The sequence below is a fragment of the Ruegeria sp. CDSC068 genome (assembly GCF_059610545.1).
Genome location: NZ_JBXWNV010000002.1, coordinates 57481 through 75398, shown reverse-complemented (window position 1 = coordinate 75398; position 17918 = coordinate 57481). Strand labels below are relative to the sequence as shown.

Genomic DNA, 17918 nt, shown 5'->3' with positions numbered 1-17918 from the left:
GCTGGCGCGCAGCCGGGGCCGACCGCGTGCATTGAACGGCGCTAAGTCTTGCGCCGTTTCGGCAAGGCGTCTCCACCTTTTCCCGGTTTCGCTGTCGCAGCGCGGGCGCGATTTTTCTTGCTGCTGGGTTTTCCCTTGGGCGGCGGTAGGCCTTTGGTAGATTTACCGCCGGGCTTTACGCTCGCGTCTTTACTTTTTCCGGCAGGTGCTTTGTGGGACTTCTTCTTTGCGCTCGTTGCCGTGAATTTAACATCCGGCTCGCTGAGTGACGAGTCGCGGTGCGGTGTCGAGCCATGTTCTTTTGATCGGGTCTGTTTGAAACCGCGTTCCGCTGCTTTTTTGGGCTTGCGATCTTCGGGCTTGGGTTTGCGGTTACGGGGCGTCGGGGCATCGTTCCAATCAACCGGGGTGGTGCCCCCTTTGCGCGGACGCGGTTTACCCTTGGGTGGGCGGTTGGACCTTGGACGCTCAAACGCTGGCACGTCAGGCGCGCCATCCAAGCGCACAACGTCTTTCGAACCTTCGATTTTCATACCCGGTCCAACAGCCGCTAGAAAGCCCGAAACACTGGCTTCGCGGATCTCGACGTAAGACACATCATCGGCAATCCGGATCGCACCGATATCGTCTTTGGTCAGATCACCGGCCTTGCAGATCATCGGCAGCAAATGGCGCGGCGAAGCATTTTGGTTGCGACCTTCAGACAAGGAAAACCAAACGCTCGGACCAAAGGCGGCGCGGGGTTTGGGGCGGTCCGCCGTAACCGGGGCCAACTCTTCCGGTGCTGAATGGCGCAATTTATACTGACGTAGATACGCTGCTGCTATTTGCTCAGGGGTAAATTTTTCAACCAGGTGCCGAACCGCGTCCTGTTCGCTTTCGGTAACTTCGACTTGCCAGTCATCAGAGGCGAGCATCCGCGTCTGATCTCGCTCGTTCACCTCATCCGAAGACGGGGCGACGCCCCAATCCGCCGTGAGCTTTGCGAACTTCAGAATACGCTCGGCCTTTTTCCGCGATGACGGTTCGACCACCAGGGCGCTGACGCCCTTTCGCCCTGCCCGGCCCGTGCGCCCAGAGCGATGCAAAAGCGTCTCGTGACTGTTGGGCAATTCAGCATGGATCACCAGATCGAGGTTCGGCAAATCAATCCCGCGCGCCGCGACATCTGTCGCCACACATACCCTCGCACGCCCATCGCGCATCGACTGCAACGCGTTAGAGCGTTCACTCTGCGTCAGCTCACCGGACAGTGCCACCACAGAAAACCCGCGGTTTGAAAGCCGCGTGGTCAGTCGTGACACCATCGCGCGGGTGTTACAGAAAACGATGGCATTGGGGGCTTCGTAATACCGCAATGCATTGATGATCGCGTTATCCCCGTCCCGCGGCGCCACCATCATCGCACGATATTCGATATCGGCATGTTGGGTTTTCTCGCTGACAGTGCTCACCCGCTCGGCATCGCGCTGATAGCGCGTTGCCAGGCTAGCAATGGCGCGCGGGACCGTGGCTGAGAACAGCAACGTTTGCCGCTCTGCCGGAGTTTCATCCAGGATGAACTCAAGATCCTCGCGAAATCCAAGGTCCAGCATTTCATCGGCTTCGTCCAGAACCACAGCCCGGATCGCGGTCAGATCAATGGAACCACGCATGATATGATCGCGCAGGCGACCCGGCGTTGCGACAACAATATGCGCCCCACGCGCCAGAGCCCGGCGTTCATCACGCATATCCATGCCACCAACACACGAGGCCAGAAACGCACCAGCATCCGAGTACAGCCAGCTCAGCTCGCGCTTGACCTGCATGGCCAGTTCCCGCGTTGGCGCAACCACCAAAGCCAACGGCGCGCCGGACGCCCCGAACGTCTCATCTTCGCCCAGCAACTGTGGTGCGATCGCCAACCCGAACCCGATGGTTTTTCCCGATCCGGTTTGCGCCGACACCAACATATCGCGCCCTTCCAGCTCGGGCTGTGTCACGGCCTGCTGGACTTGTGTCAAAGTATCGTAACCCTTGCGGGCAAGCGCATCTGCGATGGTCTGTTTCACGGTGGTGTTCTTTGTATCAGCCGGGGGATACGTGCCTTGCGGTATTGCAATCAGCGCATCTTCCAAGGTTAAAGACCGCCTCTTAACGGGAGTCGCTGGCAATGTATAGCCGTGTCTTTTGTGGTGACCGAAGTAAAAAACCGCCGGTCACGTAGGTATCTTTTGATGAACTTGTCTGCAGTTTCAGCCAACTGTCAAAAGCCGATGCGAAACCAATACTTTACCAGATAAAGTGGTGCCGGGGGCGGCATCATATCAACTATCTAAAATAATGACAAATAACAGTTTTATCTTACAACTTTTAAAATTTTACCCCCATTCATACCCCCAACTACCATATTGAAGATAGCTTGCGTTCCGCTAGACGACACGCCCGGTCACCACGACTCGAAAGCTAGAGCTGTCTTTGCAATCTCACACCGAGTCCTTGGTCGCCTCAAGCACACAGGTCGAACGGCAGGTAGCCTCCTTCACAAGCTTCGATCGCGTCCACTGGTATTTTTGTCACCGACCACTATGCAAAGGAAGCCTCGCACTCCCGCGCTCCGATTGAGTTCCCTTGGCGCGCTACTCTGAGAGCGATGTATCAAAAATTGTCGCCGGGCGTTCCCGGCTGAAGCCCGTGAGGGGGCATAGCACCCAGTTCCTTCTGCCATCATGGTTCGTCAGATAGTTAGTCCCAGCTTTAACGTCGGCTCAGTCTCTGCGAGTTCGCTGCACGCACTCTGGTTTTCGGTGGGACGCATTCTTCCGCGCCCTTTGCGCGCGGTCATCCTTCTTACTTGTGGCTGCATCGGAGCTTCTTCCAGTTCACTTAGGGTTGCATGGTCAAAAACCGACCGCTACGAAGCAAAGATCAGAAATTACCTGTGATAACGGACCTGTTTATGCCTACGAATATTGAGACATCCTCGCGACCACTAAGGATCAACCCAAAGGTTGGTGAGTTGATAGAGTTGCTTCAGAACCAGTTCAGGCAGGATACGGTTCGGGAGATTGCGCGCCAAGCGTATCTTTTCGGGAGCCTAGTTAATGAGCAAGGAAGACGGTTCGACCCAAACCAAAGTGACGTAGACATCTTTGTCGTTGTAGAACTTACGAAACTCAAACCGCATGAACGCATTGATGTATTGAATAGGCTTCGAGAGGTAAAACTCAATCTCGAACGCGAGCTTCAGTATTTTCTTAAGCGACAAGATGCCACACAACAGATCTGTAGCTTTGTTCCTGTCACACCTGAAGAGTTGGCGCGACAGATCCACAAAGGCGGGCAAAGCGCAATAATATCTAATACAGCTGTAGTCGAGCTTATGTCGGGGGAAAAACTATCCTGCATCCGGGAAGATAAAAGCGGCGACATCCACTTTCCTTCACACATCCAAGCGCTGGAAAAGGTACAGGAGACAAGAGCCAAATTTGTCGGAGTTTCAGCAAACGGAACCGAAAGCCTAATACTAAAGGCCGAAAGTTCACCAGTTCCCAAAAAGTTGGCACGACTGTTGGCCATCTCGGTCGCAGATAAGCAAACTAATCAAGAGAAAGCCACTTCTCTGTCGGTGGGAGCCGATGTTCTGAGGCGCCACCTGTTGCAAAATCCCTCCCTTTCAGATCTTTCAAACACCCTAAAGGAATGGGTTGACGTCAGAAGCGGGGAGAGAGGCGACGTGGATCCAATTATGGCGATTGACCATTTCGCATATGTTAACGAAGTCATATTCGACAACATTCTTCGCCAATATCCGAGCGATAGTAGGGTTTACATTGGTCGCGAAAGAGAGGGGACGTCGACTTCTGCACTCAGCAGATTCAAAATGGATTCAAGGTTTTTGATTTCAAAGGACACAAAGCTGGCCGGGCCAGGATCTGACAATTACAGGTCTGTGGTCTCTGCTCGTGCAAATTTGTCTGCAGGAATAGAGCCCGCGTTTGAAATATCTTTTGAAGAAGAAGACGGTGCGGCGGAGCTATTTGTGACACCGGATGAAAAACTGTCTAATTCGGAGCTCAAAGAGAAGGCATCAGTGCTTCAGGCTAGAGCTAAGTCTGACGGGCTGAATTCTCGGATCGAACACGGCATTCGCCTTATCTTATTCTATGGCGGCTACATATTTCCCAACAATGAGGATGAACTGGAGCAGCTACTGGTTGATGCTATTGATGCGTGGGTCGAACACTGTAGTTCCGGATTGATCAATATAGGCGGCGGCTGGGAAGCATGGAATGTTACGCTCTACCCTGAAAGTCCTGCCGCATTCTCTTTTTCGGCAGGCAATCTTAAGCAACTATATGCGAGGGACGAAGTTTTTGTATCTTCTGAATTTCAAACCAAAGAGTTGACGAAGAGTTTTGTTCCTGAGCTCATTTCCAGGTATATCCACACATTTTCAAGCGCTGAGGAAGGATACTACCCAACGACGAAAGTCACAGAACAGTATTTTATGCTGCACAATTGGCAGTTTGGACTGAGATAGATGGCAACGTAATCTTAGGAAGCCCAGTACTTCGCTTGGCATATCTGTGGGAAGCTGGGTGCAAGTTCTATCACGAGCAAATCTTCAAGCAAACTAAAGTAAATAGTTAGATCTCACCAAAGCACTGACCGGCGTTCAGTTCTGCACTTCCGGAGAAGCGTGTTGCACCCAGGTTCAAACGACATCCAGCATTGAGCGAGACTTCACTACAATTCGATTTTGAACCCAGGTGCAAAAACACACAACTCTTCCGACGTCACCGGAACAGCCAAAGTTTCAAGTGAAACTATGTCAGTAGTTTAATTCTTAAGGTCAGCACGCAACACTTAGCTGGCTGTTTGAACCAAAGGTACCGAATGGCAACAGCTGAGTACTTTCAACTCGCGACACATAAGAGACAAGAGTTCGCCAAAGGAAGAAGTGTAGAATGCAAGTTCTATTCTAACATGGATTGATGCCAATGCCTTGCCCTCCCGGATTTATTTTTGTCGATGGTCTTCAACGCCATACGCTGAAATTTACTGAGAAAAGTGTTTTGATGCGGCGCCTACAATCCGGCGAGCGATTTACTTCAAAGAAGTCCGAATTCGATCGACCTGAACCGGGTAGAAGCAAACGAATAGACACACTACCAATGGTCAAAGATTGGATACATCCGACTACCCTACAACACCTGCTTGCATCGTATTTGGTTGAGCGTTTCCTGCTGGAAGAAAATACACAGCTCTTTCTTTGCCGTAAGAATTTAAAACCCATTGAAATCAGTAGATCGCTATTGGACGGCCCCCTTGATCGTTTTGACAATGGCGTCGAAATCCCAACCGATGATCTTGGATGTTTTGTAGATTTGCTTCAAACGTTTGTCCAAAACTGCAAGCTAAGGTATCCCTTCTGGAACACCGAGAACTGGACGTTACTAGGAACAGATGAAATTGAACGGCACTCGGGCGGCCCTAGTCAAAGCGATATCACAATGATCCGCAAAATGTGCTTTCCTCACCTTCTAGTTCGTGAGGATCAAGTCCCAGATACGCGCCAATTCAATAGATACCTAGACCATTCCACCGAAGAGTTTTTTGCAATGCAGATAGAACTCACCGGCGGCAAAACTCCCGGACGTCCACCGACAGCAAGCCGAGAATGCAAGCGATTACTTTTGCAACGCTACCCAAATGGACGACCAGAGGAAACCGTCGAAGTTTTGCTGGACGAAGTGAATGACGCGCTGCGCAGCAACCCAAACATTCGCACCTGCATAAGTAAGCGCACGTTTTATCGCGTCATGCAGGAAATCGGATGGTAGGTTAAAGTTCCCGCTCTCTAACAATTCACAGTTTTTGAGCCCCATTTTTTGTCAGTTTTGGCATACATTTGGCAGGCTTCGCCGACTTTTTCTGCACATCCGAATCATTTCAAAACTGGCGCCTCAACACAGTTTCATACGAGGTGACACAATGTCCGAACGCTATCTCCGTCTTTCAGAAGTGATTTATAAAACCGGCTTAAGTCGGTCTTCCATCTACAACATGATGACTGATAACAGGTTCCCACTAGCCCTTCGGTTAGGTGTCCGCAGTGTCCGTTGGCGTGAGGCCGATGTCGACAACTGGCTAAACGCCTGTCCCGCAATCGAACTTCGTTCGTTTCAAGCTGAAGGGTAGTATTTATGAACATCCCCACAATAGAAACAGCTGTGACGCCGACAAGCAAAAAAGAAACTCGTATCAAACAAGGCATCTATCAAGAAACTCACACAAGCATACAGAATATCGGTTTGATGGCCGTTCTAGGTCACAGGGGCCGCGCACGCAAAGCGACATATGACTTGTTCAGAACACACAACTCTAAGCTATTCGGCCTTATGAAAAGCGGCCTATATCACCTCCCCTTACAAGTGTTGAACGCATTGGCGGAGGAATTCGACCTTGACGGGACATTCAATGAACCAATCCAACGGTATCGTAAGCGAAAGCCGCAAGGAGGATGCCGCGAGATTTGCGTCCCCGGGACATATCTCATGGCGACACATCATTTAATCGGAGCGATAATCGACGCGCAAACCATTCATTCGAACAATGTCTACTCACGTAAAGGGCAAGGGCGAAATGCTTTGATCCAAGACGCGCTGGGGCGAATTAATGATGGACACTGTTATGTGTCTACCTTGGACATCGAAAACTGCTTTGCCAGTATAAATCCATGTGTTCTTGACCGTCCACCGGTCCACCAACGTTTTGTTTCCCACTCGCTGCGAAATGAAAACCTGAACTTCGCGACACCACTAATCAAATACGGAAAGGAGGTCTGTAACCACGCAAAAGACGAGAATATTTTCTCCCCCTTATACAGGGAGGACATGAGCAATACGGGTGCGCCCACGGGTTTAATGCAAGGGTCCCCTGCTTCTTGGCCGATCCTCGGATGGGTCTGGAAAGATCTGCCGTCTATCGACGAAGACGTCGGTTTCGTACACGTCTACGTCGATGACATCCTCGTTGTCGCGAAGTCTGAGGCAGGTCGCAGGGAGATAACAGACACAGTAGTTCAGTTTCTACAGGACTGCCCCGCTGGGCCGCTCGGATTGACCCAAGTTAACTATGAAGTTGGTCAGGCATTCGAGTTTCTTGGGTACGAAATTTCCTTCGATTGTGAAGATGAGCATGCCGACGTGCGTATAGCGCAGGGCACCTTCAACAAGCTTGAGCGAGTTTTGCCTCACTTTATTGAGGTGGATCGCATTCGTGGGTCGAAATTACCTTATTCCGCATGTTCAAAGTTGCGCGCAATACTCGGCGGTCACTCTATGGCCAGCGATATAGATGAATGGTGGGATTATTATGTCGAAACGCTTCTGGATTACGATCTTTCTTCAGAAAGCCCTTTTGATTTGAGGTACACCGCGATGTGAGCTTCTTAGTGAACCACAACAGACCTATACCGGCACAACCATGTGCCGGTATTTTTTGAACCCGGGTTCAATTCTATAGTCTTTAATGCAGAACTACGTTGAACCCAGGTTCAAATCTACATCTCAGCCTCAACGTCGCAATTTGATGCATGCTACAAGTGTTTGTATTATTTGCATTATTTTTAAAATGTGGTATTTATGCAAAGTATCACGTCACTATTCCCGATAAGCGCGAACTACATGCAAAACTTGCTGCTCGAAGCGCACCGTAGCCACTGCAGCAGACAATTCGGAGATCAAAATGGTACGAATTTTAGTTGAAGGTCGCGGTACGGTTGAATTTGGTGATGCTCGATTGTTCTTCACACCAGGCAAGTCGCATTACCCGCCAGGCTATCTTCAGCCTCGCGCTGGGCAGATTCATATTGGCAACCGCCACTCTCGTTCGCGACTACGATATGGGATCAACCTGTCAGATCCACCTTGGTACTGCGAGGGCGAGACGAGCCCCGAGTATGCATTGCGGCATGCGCTCAGTTTCCTGGCTAAGGAATACGACGTTGACATAAATCAGATAGAGGAATTGCGATCTAAACTTTCATTTGAAAGCTAGCGCAATAGAGCAATTGTGGTTGTACCGAATTCATATGGCACCGCGAGCTGATATGAATTGGTAGTAGGGCCAAAATAGGGTCCAGAAAGCCGCTGTAGCTCAGCTGGTAGAGCACGTCATTCGTAATGATGGAGTCGGGGGTTCGAGTCCCTTCAGCGGCACCATTCCTCAAAATAAGACAATAAGTTAAAGATCGCTTGCTTGCAATTTAGCCACTTTGCGGCTGGGTCAAATACTGTCGTGCTGCCCAAGTGTCAGATGCCCGCATCAGGGCGCGAAGCGGTTTGTCACGCGGCTAGCGTTGACACCGCGGACATGGGACAAGCCTTCTAAGTTCCCAAAAACGAAAGCGGCAACTGAAAGTAGGACACGATCGCCAAGCGGACAATCTCTGGGCGGGACTTCAAATATTTGAAGGGAGAACGTTTTCTCATCGATAGACGCTGCGAAAGCCACTGTACGAATTAATCACATTTTTTTTGATGCGATTCCCAGATTTCCCACAGTGGGAATATTGAATGACCAAAACTTTGCTGCAATGATCGGTGTTGATACAATGAATGTCATTGGTTTTCATAACCTTGCAATATTTGGGTTTATTGGGGCCAGCAGAGCAGAAAGGCTGATGTCTTGAGTAGCAGTTACCCCGTTTGGATCTTCGAGCGTTCCTTCGGTGGACCAGAAGTCGCTGCAACACCAACTAAGTCGCAAGCTGCCGGGCCTTGGCCTGAGGGGCCCGCTTCGCCTTTCGCATTCACTGCTTGCCACAAGCTCGTCACGGCATGTCGCAGTGACCGACAAACGGAAAGACCGTGTCTCGTGTTCCTCGTCGGTGGCGCTGGTAACGGCAAGTCGTATCTCGCAGCACGTGTCGTCCAGCAAGCTCGCGCTGAAAGGCTGAACAATCAGGACGTGACTGACGGCTACTCGCAGCGCTCATACACCTACACTACACCATCTGGTAGGTTGCTCCGTGTCGTAAACGATGCAACCATTCCGGCCGACCGGACTTCCAAGGGCGACCTCAACGAGGACATAACGCAAGCGATCGAAGGGGAAGACCACCTTCTGGCATGCGTGAACCGCGGCGTGTTACTCGGCGAACTACGAGAGTTTTCCGGGCGCAAAATGCATGGCGTGAACGCGGTGGCCCACCGCATCACCTCCCTTCTCTTTCAGGACGGTACAACCGAGAAAACGGAGGTGGAGGGATGGTCCATCCGCGGGGAACCACGGGTAGCTTCTGATCACGATGCATATTTCCTGAAGTCGCCAAACGGCGAGGAATTCGAGGCGATCGTGGTTTACATGGATCATCTTTCGCTACTGGAACCGTTACCCGTTGCCGACGGTGCGCGAGCAAGCAGCGAAGCGCGCCGCGTAGCTTTGGTCCACGAGGGCGGTGCCGGGTTCGCAAGGCGTGACGCGGCCTTCGAGAAACCGCTCCGTGAACTCGCGGCAAGATTCCTCGAGGAGAACGGTGACGAGTGGCCCGGGGGGGATTTGGACCCGATTCGGGCCAATGCCTCCATGCTTTCGAACGAGGACGTCGTCGATGCCTGGTGCCGAGCTGCCCGTGGCGCAGAGCTCATCGGTGGCTTCAATTTTTCTTACCGCGACCTATGGGGTCTGGCGGCGCTAGCTTTGGTGGGGCCCATCGGGGCTGACGGGCTCGATGGAATCGGGACCTGGGTAAAGCGAACCCGAGAGGACTTCCAAACCGCAAGTTCACCGTTGGACCGGGGTCGCGCGCTCGTCTCCCTCGCGAGCCTCAGGACACACGTGCTCTTATACGGCGGCCTTCGTGCAAGTGCGCCCATTGGCGCCCAGACTCGGGATATCGTGTTCGCGCAAAACGACGCATTCGAGACGATGATCGCGTCTGATCCGCTTCTGGATTTCTCGTCGGATAAGCCCGCGCTACTGGCGGGAGCCATGGGGCAAGCGCACGATGGAACGGGAGCTGCCGGGCGATTCCTGAGCGTCGACGATCGGTTGAAACCTGCCTGGAGCCCTCTGGAGGAGGAGCTTGACAAGGTCGTTGCCGAGCTCGCGAACCCGATGAATAGTGATCACTCAGAGCTTGCGCGGGTTGAATTGCTTCCATGGTATTCACAATACTTGCGTCGGTTCCACGGGCTCGTCTTGGGAAGGCCAGCTTTCGTCGATGTCATTAGTGAGTTGCAGAGATGTATGCGCCGAGGGCTACGTGGCGAGGGCCTTTCGAGGGACGTCAACGACGCGCTCGCGAGAGTTTTCCTCCCGCCGACGCAGGGGCGCAGTGGGGCCCTCGCGAGATTGCCGTTGATGCGACCGAGGGTGACTGCTCCTGCCACTGGCGATGCTCACGTTGCCATCGAGGTGGACCCGAGGGACTTCAAGCTAGACTTGTCGGTCTTCGGTGGGCGCATGATTTTGAGAATCCAGCGTCCCGGAATCCAGGACTATGCCGAGACGCCGCTGGACTTCCATTTGATGCGCGAAGCCCTGTCTAGGACCGACGGATCGGGTTTCTCGGACTCGCTGCGCTTCGTTGAACCACGCCTTGAGCGTCTACGGGCTCGCCTCGTGTCGCTCGAGGCACGTGCAAACCCCCGGTTGGGCGGCAACACGGTCTTCGTGGGAACGGACGCGCAGGTCATTCGGCCACGATGAGGAAAGTATGAGTAATAATAGCACCGAGCGCTCCGCAGGCAGCCCTTTCCTTCGCCTAAACCGGCCGCAGTACGCGAACATGCCCGAGATTCTTGTCTCGTCTCTCACCTGGGGCATTGTGGAGCGAGCGCGTGACCGTACATCAGTTTCGCTTGGTTCCAACGAAAAGGGAAAGAAATACAACGCAATTGCTTTCGACCGTTACGACAATTCTGTGCCCCAAAAAGTTTGCATATGCTACACACGCCCTCGGCAGGGCACAGCGAGATGGGAAAAGCTCGTCGAGAGCCTTCGCCAGAATCTGGACATTCCAGCCGAGCAGGCCAAGGCCGCCGCGGAGATCCTTCTCGACGACATGAGAGCGCTTCGCCCAGCGAAGTCGAAATCCTACGCGGCCGTTCCCATGAGTCTCGGCACATCCTTGCTCCAAGACCGCTCAGGGCTACTTCGCACCTCTGGGCCAGCCAATTACGCCGCAATCTTGGAACGAATGTACGTGCTAGGAGGAGGTCAGGGCTCAGCTTCGAGAAAGCTCGTCCAGTTGTTTTGCGGGGAAGGCAGTACGATCGCGCCGTGGCTTGACGATGCATTGGAAGCTGGAGCACCGGAATTCTTAGTGGATGCAAAGAAAGTGATCGCTTCGGAATGCGAAGGGCCTGACGCGGCGGTGGGAAGTGTCCAACCGCGATGGTTGCAGAATGAAGCCACTCCCTACTCGTGGTTTGCCCGTTCCTGGGATTCGCTCTGCCAAGACGGTTGGATCGAGAGAATGCCTCGGCGTCGCTGGGCGGACTGGGCTGCCTGCATCCTTCGAAACGCACTTGGTCTCGGTTTCCTCTTCGAAATGAATCTACTTCGAACTCTCGCCCTCGGCGTGGTGTCCGACGAGGAGCCCGGTGCCGTTGTGAGAGCGGCTCTCTCAAAATCGCGTCCGCTGCTGCGCTGGAACGACGAGGCACGGGTGTCCGAGCGAAGCGTCAAGGAGCAAATCGAGACCACGGTCATACAGGGAACAGCAGTTATACGGGAAACTCGATCATTGTCGGTTCTCGATCAGTGGATCTCTGAAGGCTGCCCGAAACCTGCTGAGTTCGACAACGACCCCAACGGTCTCGCCAACTGGATAGAGAAGGCCCGGGATTGGCGCGCAACACGTTCAACAGAGTCTCTTGAGGCTCAAATCGCCGAGGCTTTCGAGAGGACCGCCGAAGACTTGCGGTCGGGCCGCGGTCCATCAAAAAACGTCCGGGAAACGGTGATGTACGCGCTGACCGAGCGATCGGATTCTCCCGGCTCGAGGGACCTCTACGGCGTACTTCGTCTCAGGGGGCGCTACCATGTGGTTGACCCAGGGCAAGAATGGCTAGTCGTGCTGAGTAGTTTGTCCTCAGGAAGGGGGCAGGGCGTTGCGCGGGTCGCTGATATAGACGGTTCCCTCCGGGCTTTGTGCCTCCGACCCGGATTCACCGCGATCGTTAACCGACTCGAAGACGCGGGACTTGCAAGGGGCAGCCACGACGCGGATGAGGCAATCGAGGTGCAGGTCGCGTTTTGAGTTACGAAGAGATGGATAAAGAGAAAGAGATTCTTGCTCGCGCGTTGGGTCGTTTACTGGCTAAGTTCAACGGCTTGTCGAGCGTCAGCGTGCCGGCTAGTTTCGCACCGGGAAAGTTGAATTTCATTGCCGATGAGGCAAACGCATCGCGCGGTGTCGACGACTTCGCGCATGTTGTCCGTCCTACGCCGGGAGAGGGGGAAATCTCCTCGGAGATGGCCATCAAGATGCGAAGCCGCGATGATGGTCAACACGTTGCCGCTTTGCTCGTGCATCACCGGGGCGAGCTGAAGCAGCTTAAGTCGCTTGAAGCTTACAACCCGCTTAACCCTGAAAGTATTCCCGCTGGTGTCGCCGGTGTTGCCGGATCCTCACTCTCCATCCGAGAAATACTCGCACAGGTTCCCGGGCTCCTCGAGGAGGCTGGCATACACCTCTCGCACAGCAACAACCTGCTCTCCACCCTTGAGAGGGTCTGCGTCTACTTGGCGGATGCGTATCTGGAGAGTGGAAACGACGAACTCAACTGGAGCGACGCTTGGTGGCATCACCTTGACCACGGTTTGCGTTATCTACCCTCCGTGCTCCTCGCCATGAAACAGGCTCGCTCGCCGATGGCCGATGCCGCCGCGTGCTACGCGGCATTCGGGCTGCCGATCCCGGACAACATGTCTGCCAACCAGTATGCAAGGCAGAACGACGCGAAAAAATACGCGGGCATAATCGCGGATAGGTGGGACAGGACCGACACCGTAGAACTCGCAATACTTGATATTCGCGACGAGGAACGGCGTTCCGGCCGGTTGGGGTCCAGCGAGGATCATGCTCTCTCGATACTTCCTTGGAACAACCTTACCACCGTGCGGTCGACGCTTAGACACCGGTTACTCTCGGTCTGCTTCCTCGCAGCCCCCTACCAAGAATGGATGCAAGCGTGGTCTACGACGCAGGAATCCTCGTTTTTTTCTAGCGGGAATGTCGCGGAGCAGGACCTGCCTGTCAGCCGGGTAATCGGACCACGATCGGTTGCATTGCCGATTGTCCCGAACCTACAAAACCGAGTTCACATCGCGACCTTTGACCCTGCAGAGCCAGTATCTGCGAAACAAGCCAGGCTAGGTCGTTTTGCGGTCTCGCTTGGACCCAGCCACCTCTTTGACCCTCGAGAGATTGAGGTCGGGGTAGAATGCCGATCGTCTATGCTCTCTGCCAGCAACCTTGTTGTCGAGGAGACAGACGGCAACATCGTTGCCGCATTCGATATCAAGCTTAGGCTTACCAAGGGCAACTGGCCTCAGAAATCACAACAGATCAGCCTCTCGCCGATAAGCGACGCAGCGAAGGAGATCCTTCGGGGGCCTAAGGCTATCGAGTTGCTGTTGCCCTTCCCTGGAGGAGCTTCGGCGATATTACTAGAGAAGCAGCGCGCGAAGACGCCAACGTACAAGATCTGCGTACATTCACCGACGAGGTACGAGGTACTTGAGGAACGCCTCGTGGCAAGTAGGTCGGATGACGCGTCACCACCAGTATTCACGCTTGGACGGCCGACCACGCAAGCGAGGGTCCTCGTTATGCAGTCCTCGTGTGAGGCCAAGATCGAATGGCCCGATGCGACCATCTCGTTGGCCAGCGAGAAACTGGAGAATGAGGAACTCGAGTTGGGTCTCTCGACAGATTTCCAGGTTAAACCCGACAGCTTCCTGCACTTGGGCAGCTTGCGTGCCGAGATCAGGATGCCCGACCAAAAAATGGCGCATATCTCGCCGTTCACCGCGTGCGCAGTGGGTGACCCGCTTTCGGAGGAAATCGACAGTAGTGTAGAGGGTGAGATCAGACGTGATCCGAGGGGCTCCATCGAGGATTGGCTGAGCTACAACTGCATCACTCAGGAACCGTCGACTGCGTTCAAGTCGGCACTTGGGATCGTATCGATACAGATCGGGGACACCCAACCGCCACACTGGCCGCGCCTCGATGAACACCTTGGTTATTACTCCTGGGGCGAGATCTCCGGCTCGATGCGCTTGGTCTTGGATCAAGCGGCCAGTGACGCCGTTGACCGGTTCTGGGAATCTTTCAAAGAGCTTCGTCTACCCGACCTTTCCAGCGATTCAGGCGGCCTTGCCGCTTGGCCAAGCAGGATAGACTTAAGGGGACTATCCCTCGAACGGCTGCAGCGATATCTGGCTTCATTCTCGGAGCTTCTTGGGCACAGTAAGGCCCACGAACCCAGTGGACTTCTGTCGGTTCCTTTCTCAGTGCTCGCGACTGACAGGGCGGGAAGACTCGAGGGTGTGCTGCTGTCTCCTCTTCACCCGCTTCGCATGGGGTGGTCCTGGTCGGTGCAAAACTCCGCGAACGATGCCCTCGAAAACTTAAACCCGGAAGACGTGATCGACCTGCTCCGCTTCTGTGACGGCCTAAGTTTCCCCCATCTGGCCCCGTCGCCCTTCGAGACGAGCTACTTACTTGCCATGCCGCTTGATACCGGCATGGATGGACTCTACTCTGGTTGGTCATTCTTGGCCTCTAACTCGGTAACCAAGGATGGGACAGGAAGGCTTGGAAGCCTGTTGGGAAGAAGGTTTCCTGTGGGTGCAGCTTCTGGCCTAGATCGCGGTGGCGTTGCTGCCGCGTTGCGCGACTACTTACGAGTCCACCCGCTGGTTACTCAGATCAACGCGGGGATCTATTCCTCGTCCGAGGTCCAGCGTTCACGTGAGCTTGACTTCGCACTCGTTGACGCCGCCGCTGCCGAAGTGGCACTGCGTAGTGACCGTTTGCCCGGAGGCATCAGGGTCTTTGACAGCCCTCTCCGGTGCGGTCCGATTCCCGAGCCTGAGCAAGTTTTCGCGGCCATCGAGAAGGCCGCTGGCCAGACGCGAAAGAAAATCGGCTTCAGAACAGCTCCTCCACCTTTCCAATGGAAGGAGCAAGAACGCCCGCGCGTGGATGTCCGTTTTCTGGAAACCCCGCTAGTCGAAACGAGCATCGATGCTGGCCAGAGCGAGGAACTCGGTGGGTCTGCCCCTGATCTTCCCGTTAACAGGCATGTGACCTGGTCTAGAGCAGCACCGGGAACTCAGAGAAGCGGGTACTGCCCTGGGCTACCAGAAGACGCGTTCAAGTCTTTGCCAGGGTACGGGCATTGCCTCCGCCTCTTGGAAGCTCCCACTGGCTCAACCGGTTACCCGGGGGTCTCCTGCCGTCTCTTGGCAAGCGAGCTCCGGAATTCGCCGGCACAGTGGACGGTCGCGGGAAACGCCCACATGGACCCGGCGACGCTATCCCAGGAAATTGGCAGCCTGGGTTCAGAGCTCGCACTCTGGGAGTGGCGCCCCGCCTTCCTCACGAGAACGGCCAAGGGAGTTAGCTCAAACGTCGGCCCGGCGCGACCATACACGACGATCGCGCGTCTCGATCCACATTTCAGGGACCAGCTGGAAAACGATTGCGTCGCGTCTTTTGGAAATCTCGGGACTCCTGGTGCCGATCTGGTACTGGGAGAGCTAGGATCACGAGGAATCGGGTTATCGTCTCTGCTTTCAATTGGGCACACCCAAACAGTTGGTGCGATTGGCTTTTTCCTCTCTTTTCGTGCGCTGAGGGCGTGGGAAGCAGGTGGGTCGTCTGACGAGATTCGGTGCATGCTGCCGATGGACGCGGTGAACTCGGTACTCGAGGCCATTGGCAAAGATGGCACGATCGAAAAAGACCGCCGCCGCGCTGACATTCTCGCCGTGCGCGCAGTCCCCACCGAGGATGGTTCGCTCAACATCGTGCTCCACCCCGTAGAGGTGAAAATGCGTCGCCGCGAGGGCACGTTCCCAGTTCCTCGTGATCTTGAGGTGCGCGAGGCACTTGGACAACTGGAAAACTCTCACAAATTGCTCGGCAGCCTTTGCGATAACGTGAATGCTCGACCAAACGTCCTTCTCCTAAACGCGGTTACTTCTTTGATGGAAGCCGCGCTCGCCCTTCGCGCCAACGGTGACACGGCCGCCTCGGACAGAATCCTGAAAAACGAAAGGGATTTCCTACAGAAAATCTCGAGTGGCAGAGCGCGGTTCTTTGCTTCTACCGGTACATTGCTTTGGTTCCAATCGGGAGGTGCCACTCAGTCGGGATCGTCAATCGAGACCCGGGGCACCGCGCTAGATTCCCCGTGGCAGGTCCTTGTTAACCCACTCCAGCTGGCGCGCGCGATTGTCTCTGGAGACCAAAACGACATACAGCAGAGCTTCATCGATGCTATTGGTCGCGACCAACTAGAACTTGAGGCCAAGAGTGCAGCTCGCGACGTTGATCGGCCTCTCGAGGCGCTGCAACTCGGCAACAAGCAAGCCACCGAAGAAACGACACTGGCAGTTGAGGAGAAAGAAAAGCCGAAAAAGGTGTCTGGCACCAGCAAATTTGAACAGGAAACCGCCGAAGAGCCCTGTGGGGACAAGGTTTCCGAAGTACCGCAACAGATCGAAGAGACAGGGGGAATTGGAGCGCTATCGAGGCTTGCGATTGAAGTTGGAGAGCGTGCAAAAGGCATCCAGACCGAGAAAGTGGTTTTCGACCCGGGCGACACGCGCGTGAACCAACTGAACATTGGAGTCGTTGGCGACCTAGGGACGGGGAAGACGCAGTTCGTTCGTTCCTTAGTTTATCAGCTTTCACGGTCAGCGAACGCCAACGGCGGAATAGCTCCGAAGACGCTCATCTTCGATTACAAGAACGACTTTGTAGACGCTGAGTTTATAGAGAGTATCGATGGGAGGCTGCTTGCACCGGGCGAAGAACCTATCCCACTAAACTTCTTCGCGTTGCCGGAAGGATCCAGCAAAAACGCTCATATTCGAAGGGCGATGTTCTTTGCGGACGTGGTGAGTAAAGTCAACCGCATTGGCCCGGTGCAGCGGAACAAGCTCGAGGAGTGCGTTATTGAGGCGTACAATCGTTTCCGAGGCCGTGGCTTTCCGCTCATCGCGGACGTGCTGGAAATCTACGGAGAAGCAGTGCCAAAGGGTGACTCCGTGACTGCAGCCCTAAGGGCGTTGGTTAACTTGGAGATTTTTGAACCAAACCGAGAGAAAATCTCGAGCTTCGCGCAGCTATTTGACCGATCACTCGTCTTGGATCTCAAGGGCATCAATGCTGGGAGCCAGATTCAGGACATATTGGTCACGTTGTTTTTGGACCTGGTCTACAACGAGTACATGCCGTCGCGTGTCCGACCAGATTTCCAGATTGACGAAAGAGACATCCAACGCCGTTTCGTAGACTCCTTCGTGCTCGTAGACGAAGCTCACCACATAATGGAGCACGGGTTCGAAGTACTCGAGAAACTCTTGCTGGAAGGTCGCCAGTTCGGAATGGGAGTTATCCTTTCGTCGCAGTACCTCTCGCATTTCAAACTGGGGGGAGTGAATTGGGCACAACCCCTGCGAACCTGGTGCATCCACAAGGTTCCCGACATTACCGCTCAGGATCTCACCAGACTAGGTTTTGGCGATGGAGCAGCAGAAATGGCAGCACGAGTCCCAGTGCTAGAAAACCTGCACTCATTATTCAAATGCGACCCTGATCACGTGCTGGGTACGTTCATGAAAGACAAGCCTTATTTCACCTTCTTCGATAAAAAGAAGGGGTGAAAAGGTTCCGATGTTGC

General features: G+C 54.2%; 8 protein-coding genes and 1 tRNA gene. 8 read left to right on the top strand and 1 reads right to left on the bottom strand.

The window, feature by feature from the left end; all coding sequences use genetic code 11:
• Positions 1-41 precede the first annotated feature (41 nt).
• Positions 42-2054: a DEAD/DEAH box helicase gene (locus tag AC2FID_RS05110; protein WP_496835732.1), complete on the bottom strand. Its 2013-nt coding sequence runs from the start codon at positions 2052-2054 to the stop codon at positions 42-44.
• A gap of 887 nt (positions 2055-2941) precedes the next feature.
• On the opposite strand from AC2FID_RS05110, the gene AC2FID_RS05105 reads away from it, so the two are divergent.
• From AC2FID_RS05105 to AC2FID_RS05070, 8 genes are all read left to right on the top strand, one after another.
• Positions 2942-4525 carry a nucleotidyltransferase domain-containing protein gene (locus AC2FID_RS05105; protein WP_496835731.1) on the top strand — a complete coding sequence of 528 codons (1584 nt, stop codon included), beginning with the start codon at positions 2942-2944 and terminating at the stop codon, positions 4523-4525.
• Positions 4526-4985: 460 nt separating this feature from the next.
• Positions 4986-5828, top strand: a complete 843-nt coding sequence (locus AC2FID_RS05100) for a hypothetical protein (RefSeq protein ID WP_496835729.1) — start codon at positions 4986-4988, stop codon at positions 5826-5828.
• A gap of 151 nt (positions 5829-5979) precedes the next feature.
• On the top strand, positions 5980-6186 hold the full coding sequence (locus AC2FID_RS05095; RefSeq protein ID WP_496835728.1) for a helix-turn-helix transcriptional regulator: 207 nt from the start codon (positions 5980-5982) through the stop codon (positions 6184-6186).
• 5 nt (positions 6187-6191) lie between these two features.
• On the top strand, positions 6192-7433 hold the full coding sequence (locus tag AC2FID_RS05090; RefSeq protein WP_496835726.1) for an RNA-dependent RNA polymerase family protein: 1242 nt from the start codon (positions 6192-6194) through the stop codon (positions 7431-7433).
• A gap of 701 nt (positions 7434-8134) precedes the next feature.
• Positions 8135-8210, top strand: a tRNA-Thr gene (locus AC2FID_RS05085).
• Between the two features lie 655 nt (positions 8211-8865).
• Positions 8866-10701, top strand: coding sequence for a hypothetical protein (locus tag AC2FID_RS05080; RefSeq protein WP_496835725.1), 1836 nt, complete (start codon positions 8866-8868; stop codon positions 10699-10701).
• A gap of 7 nt (positions 10702-10708) precedes the next feature.
• Entirely contained in the window at positions 10709-12256 is a 1548-nt protein-coding gene (locus tag AC2FID_RS05075) for a hypothetical protein (RefSeq protein ID WP_496835723.1), read from the top strand.
• Positions 12253-17901 carry an ATP-binding protein gene (locus tag AC2FID_RS05070; protein ID WP_496835721.1) on the top strand — a complete coding sequence of 1883 codons (5649 nt, stop codon included), beginning with the start codon at positions 12253-12255 and terminating at the stop codon, positions 17899-17901. Before AC2FID_RS05075 ends, AC2FID_RS05070 begins: the two co-directional genes overlap by 4 nt.
• Positions 17902-17918 lie beyond the last annotated feature (17 nt).

Coding starts and splice junctions, on each gene's coding strand:
- AC2FID_RS05105 (WP_496835731.1), top strand. CDS start 2,942: ATGCCTACGAATATTGAGACATCCTCGCGACCACTAAGGATCAACCCA.
- AC2FID_RS05100 (WP_496835729.1), top strand. CDS start 4,986: ATGCCTTGCCCTCCCGGATTTATTTTTGTCGATGGTCTTCAACGCCAT.
- AC2FID_RS05095 (WP_496835728.1), top strand. CDS start 5,980: ATGTCCGAACGCTATCTCCGTCTTTCAGAAGTGATTTATAAAACCGGC.
- AC2FID_RS05090 (WP_496835726.1), top strand. CDS start 6,192: ATGAACATCCCCACAATAGAAACAGCTGTGACGCCGACAAGCAAAAAA.
- AC2FID_RS05075 (WP_496835723.1), top strand. CDS start 10,709: ATGAGTAATAATAGCACCGAGCGCTCCGCAGGCAGCCCTTTCCTTCGC.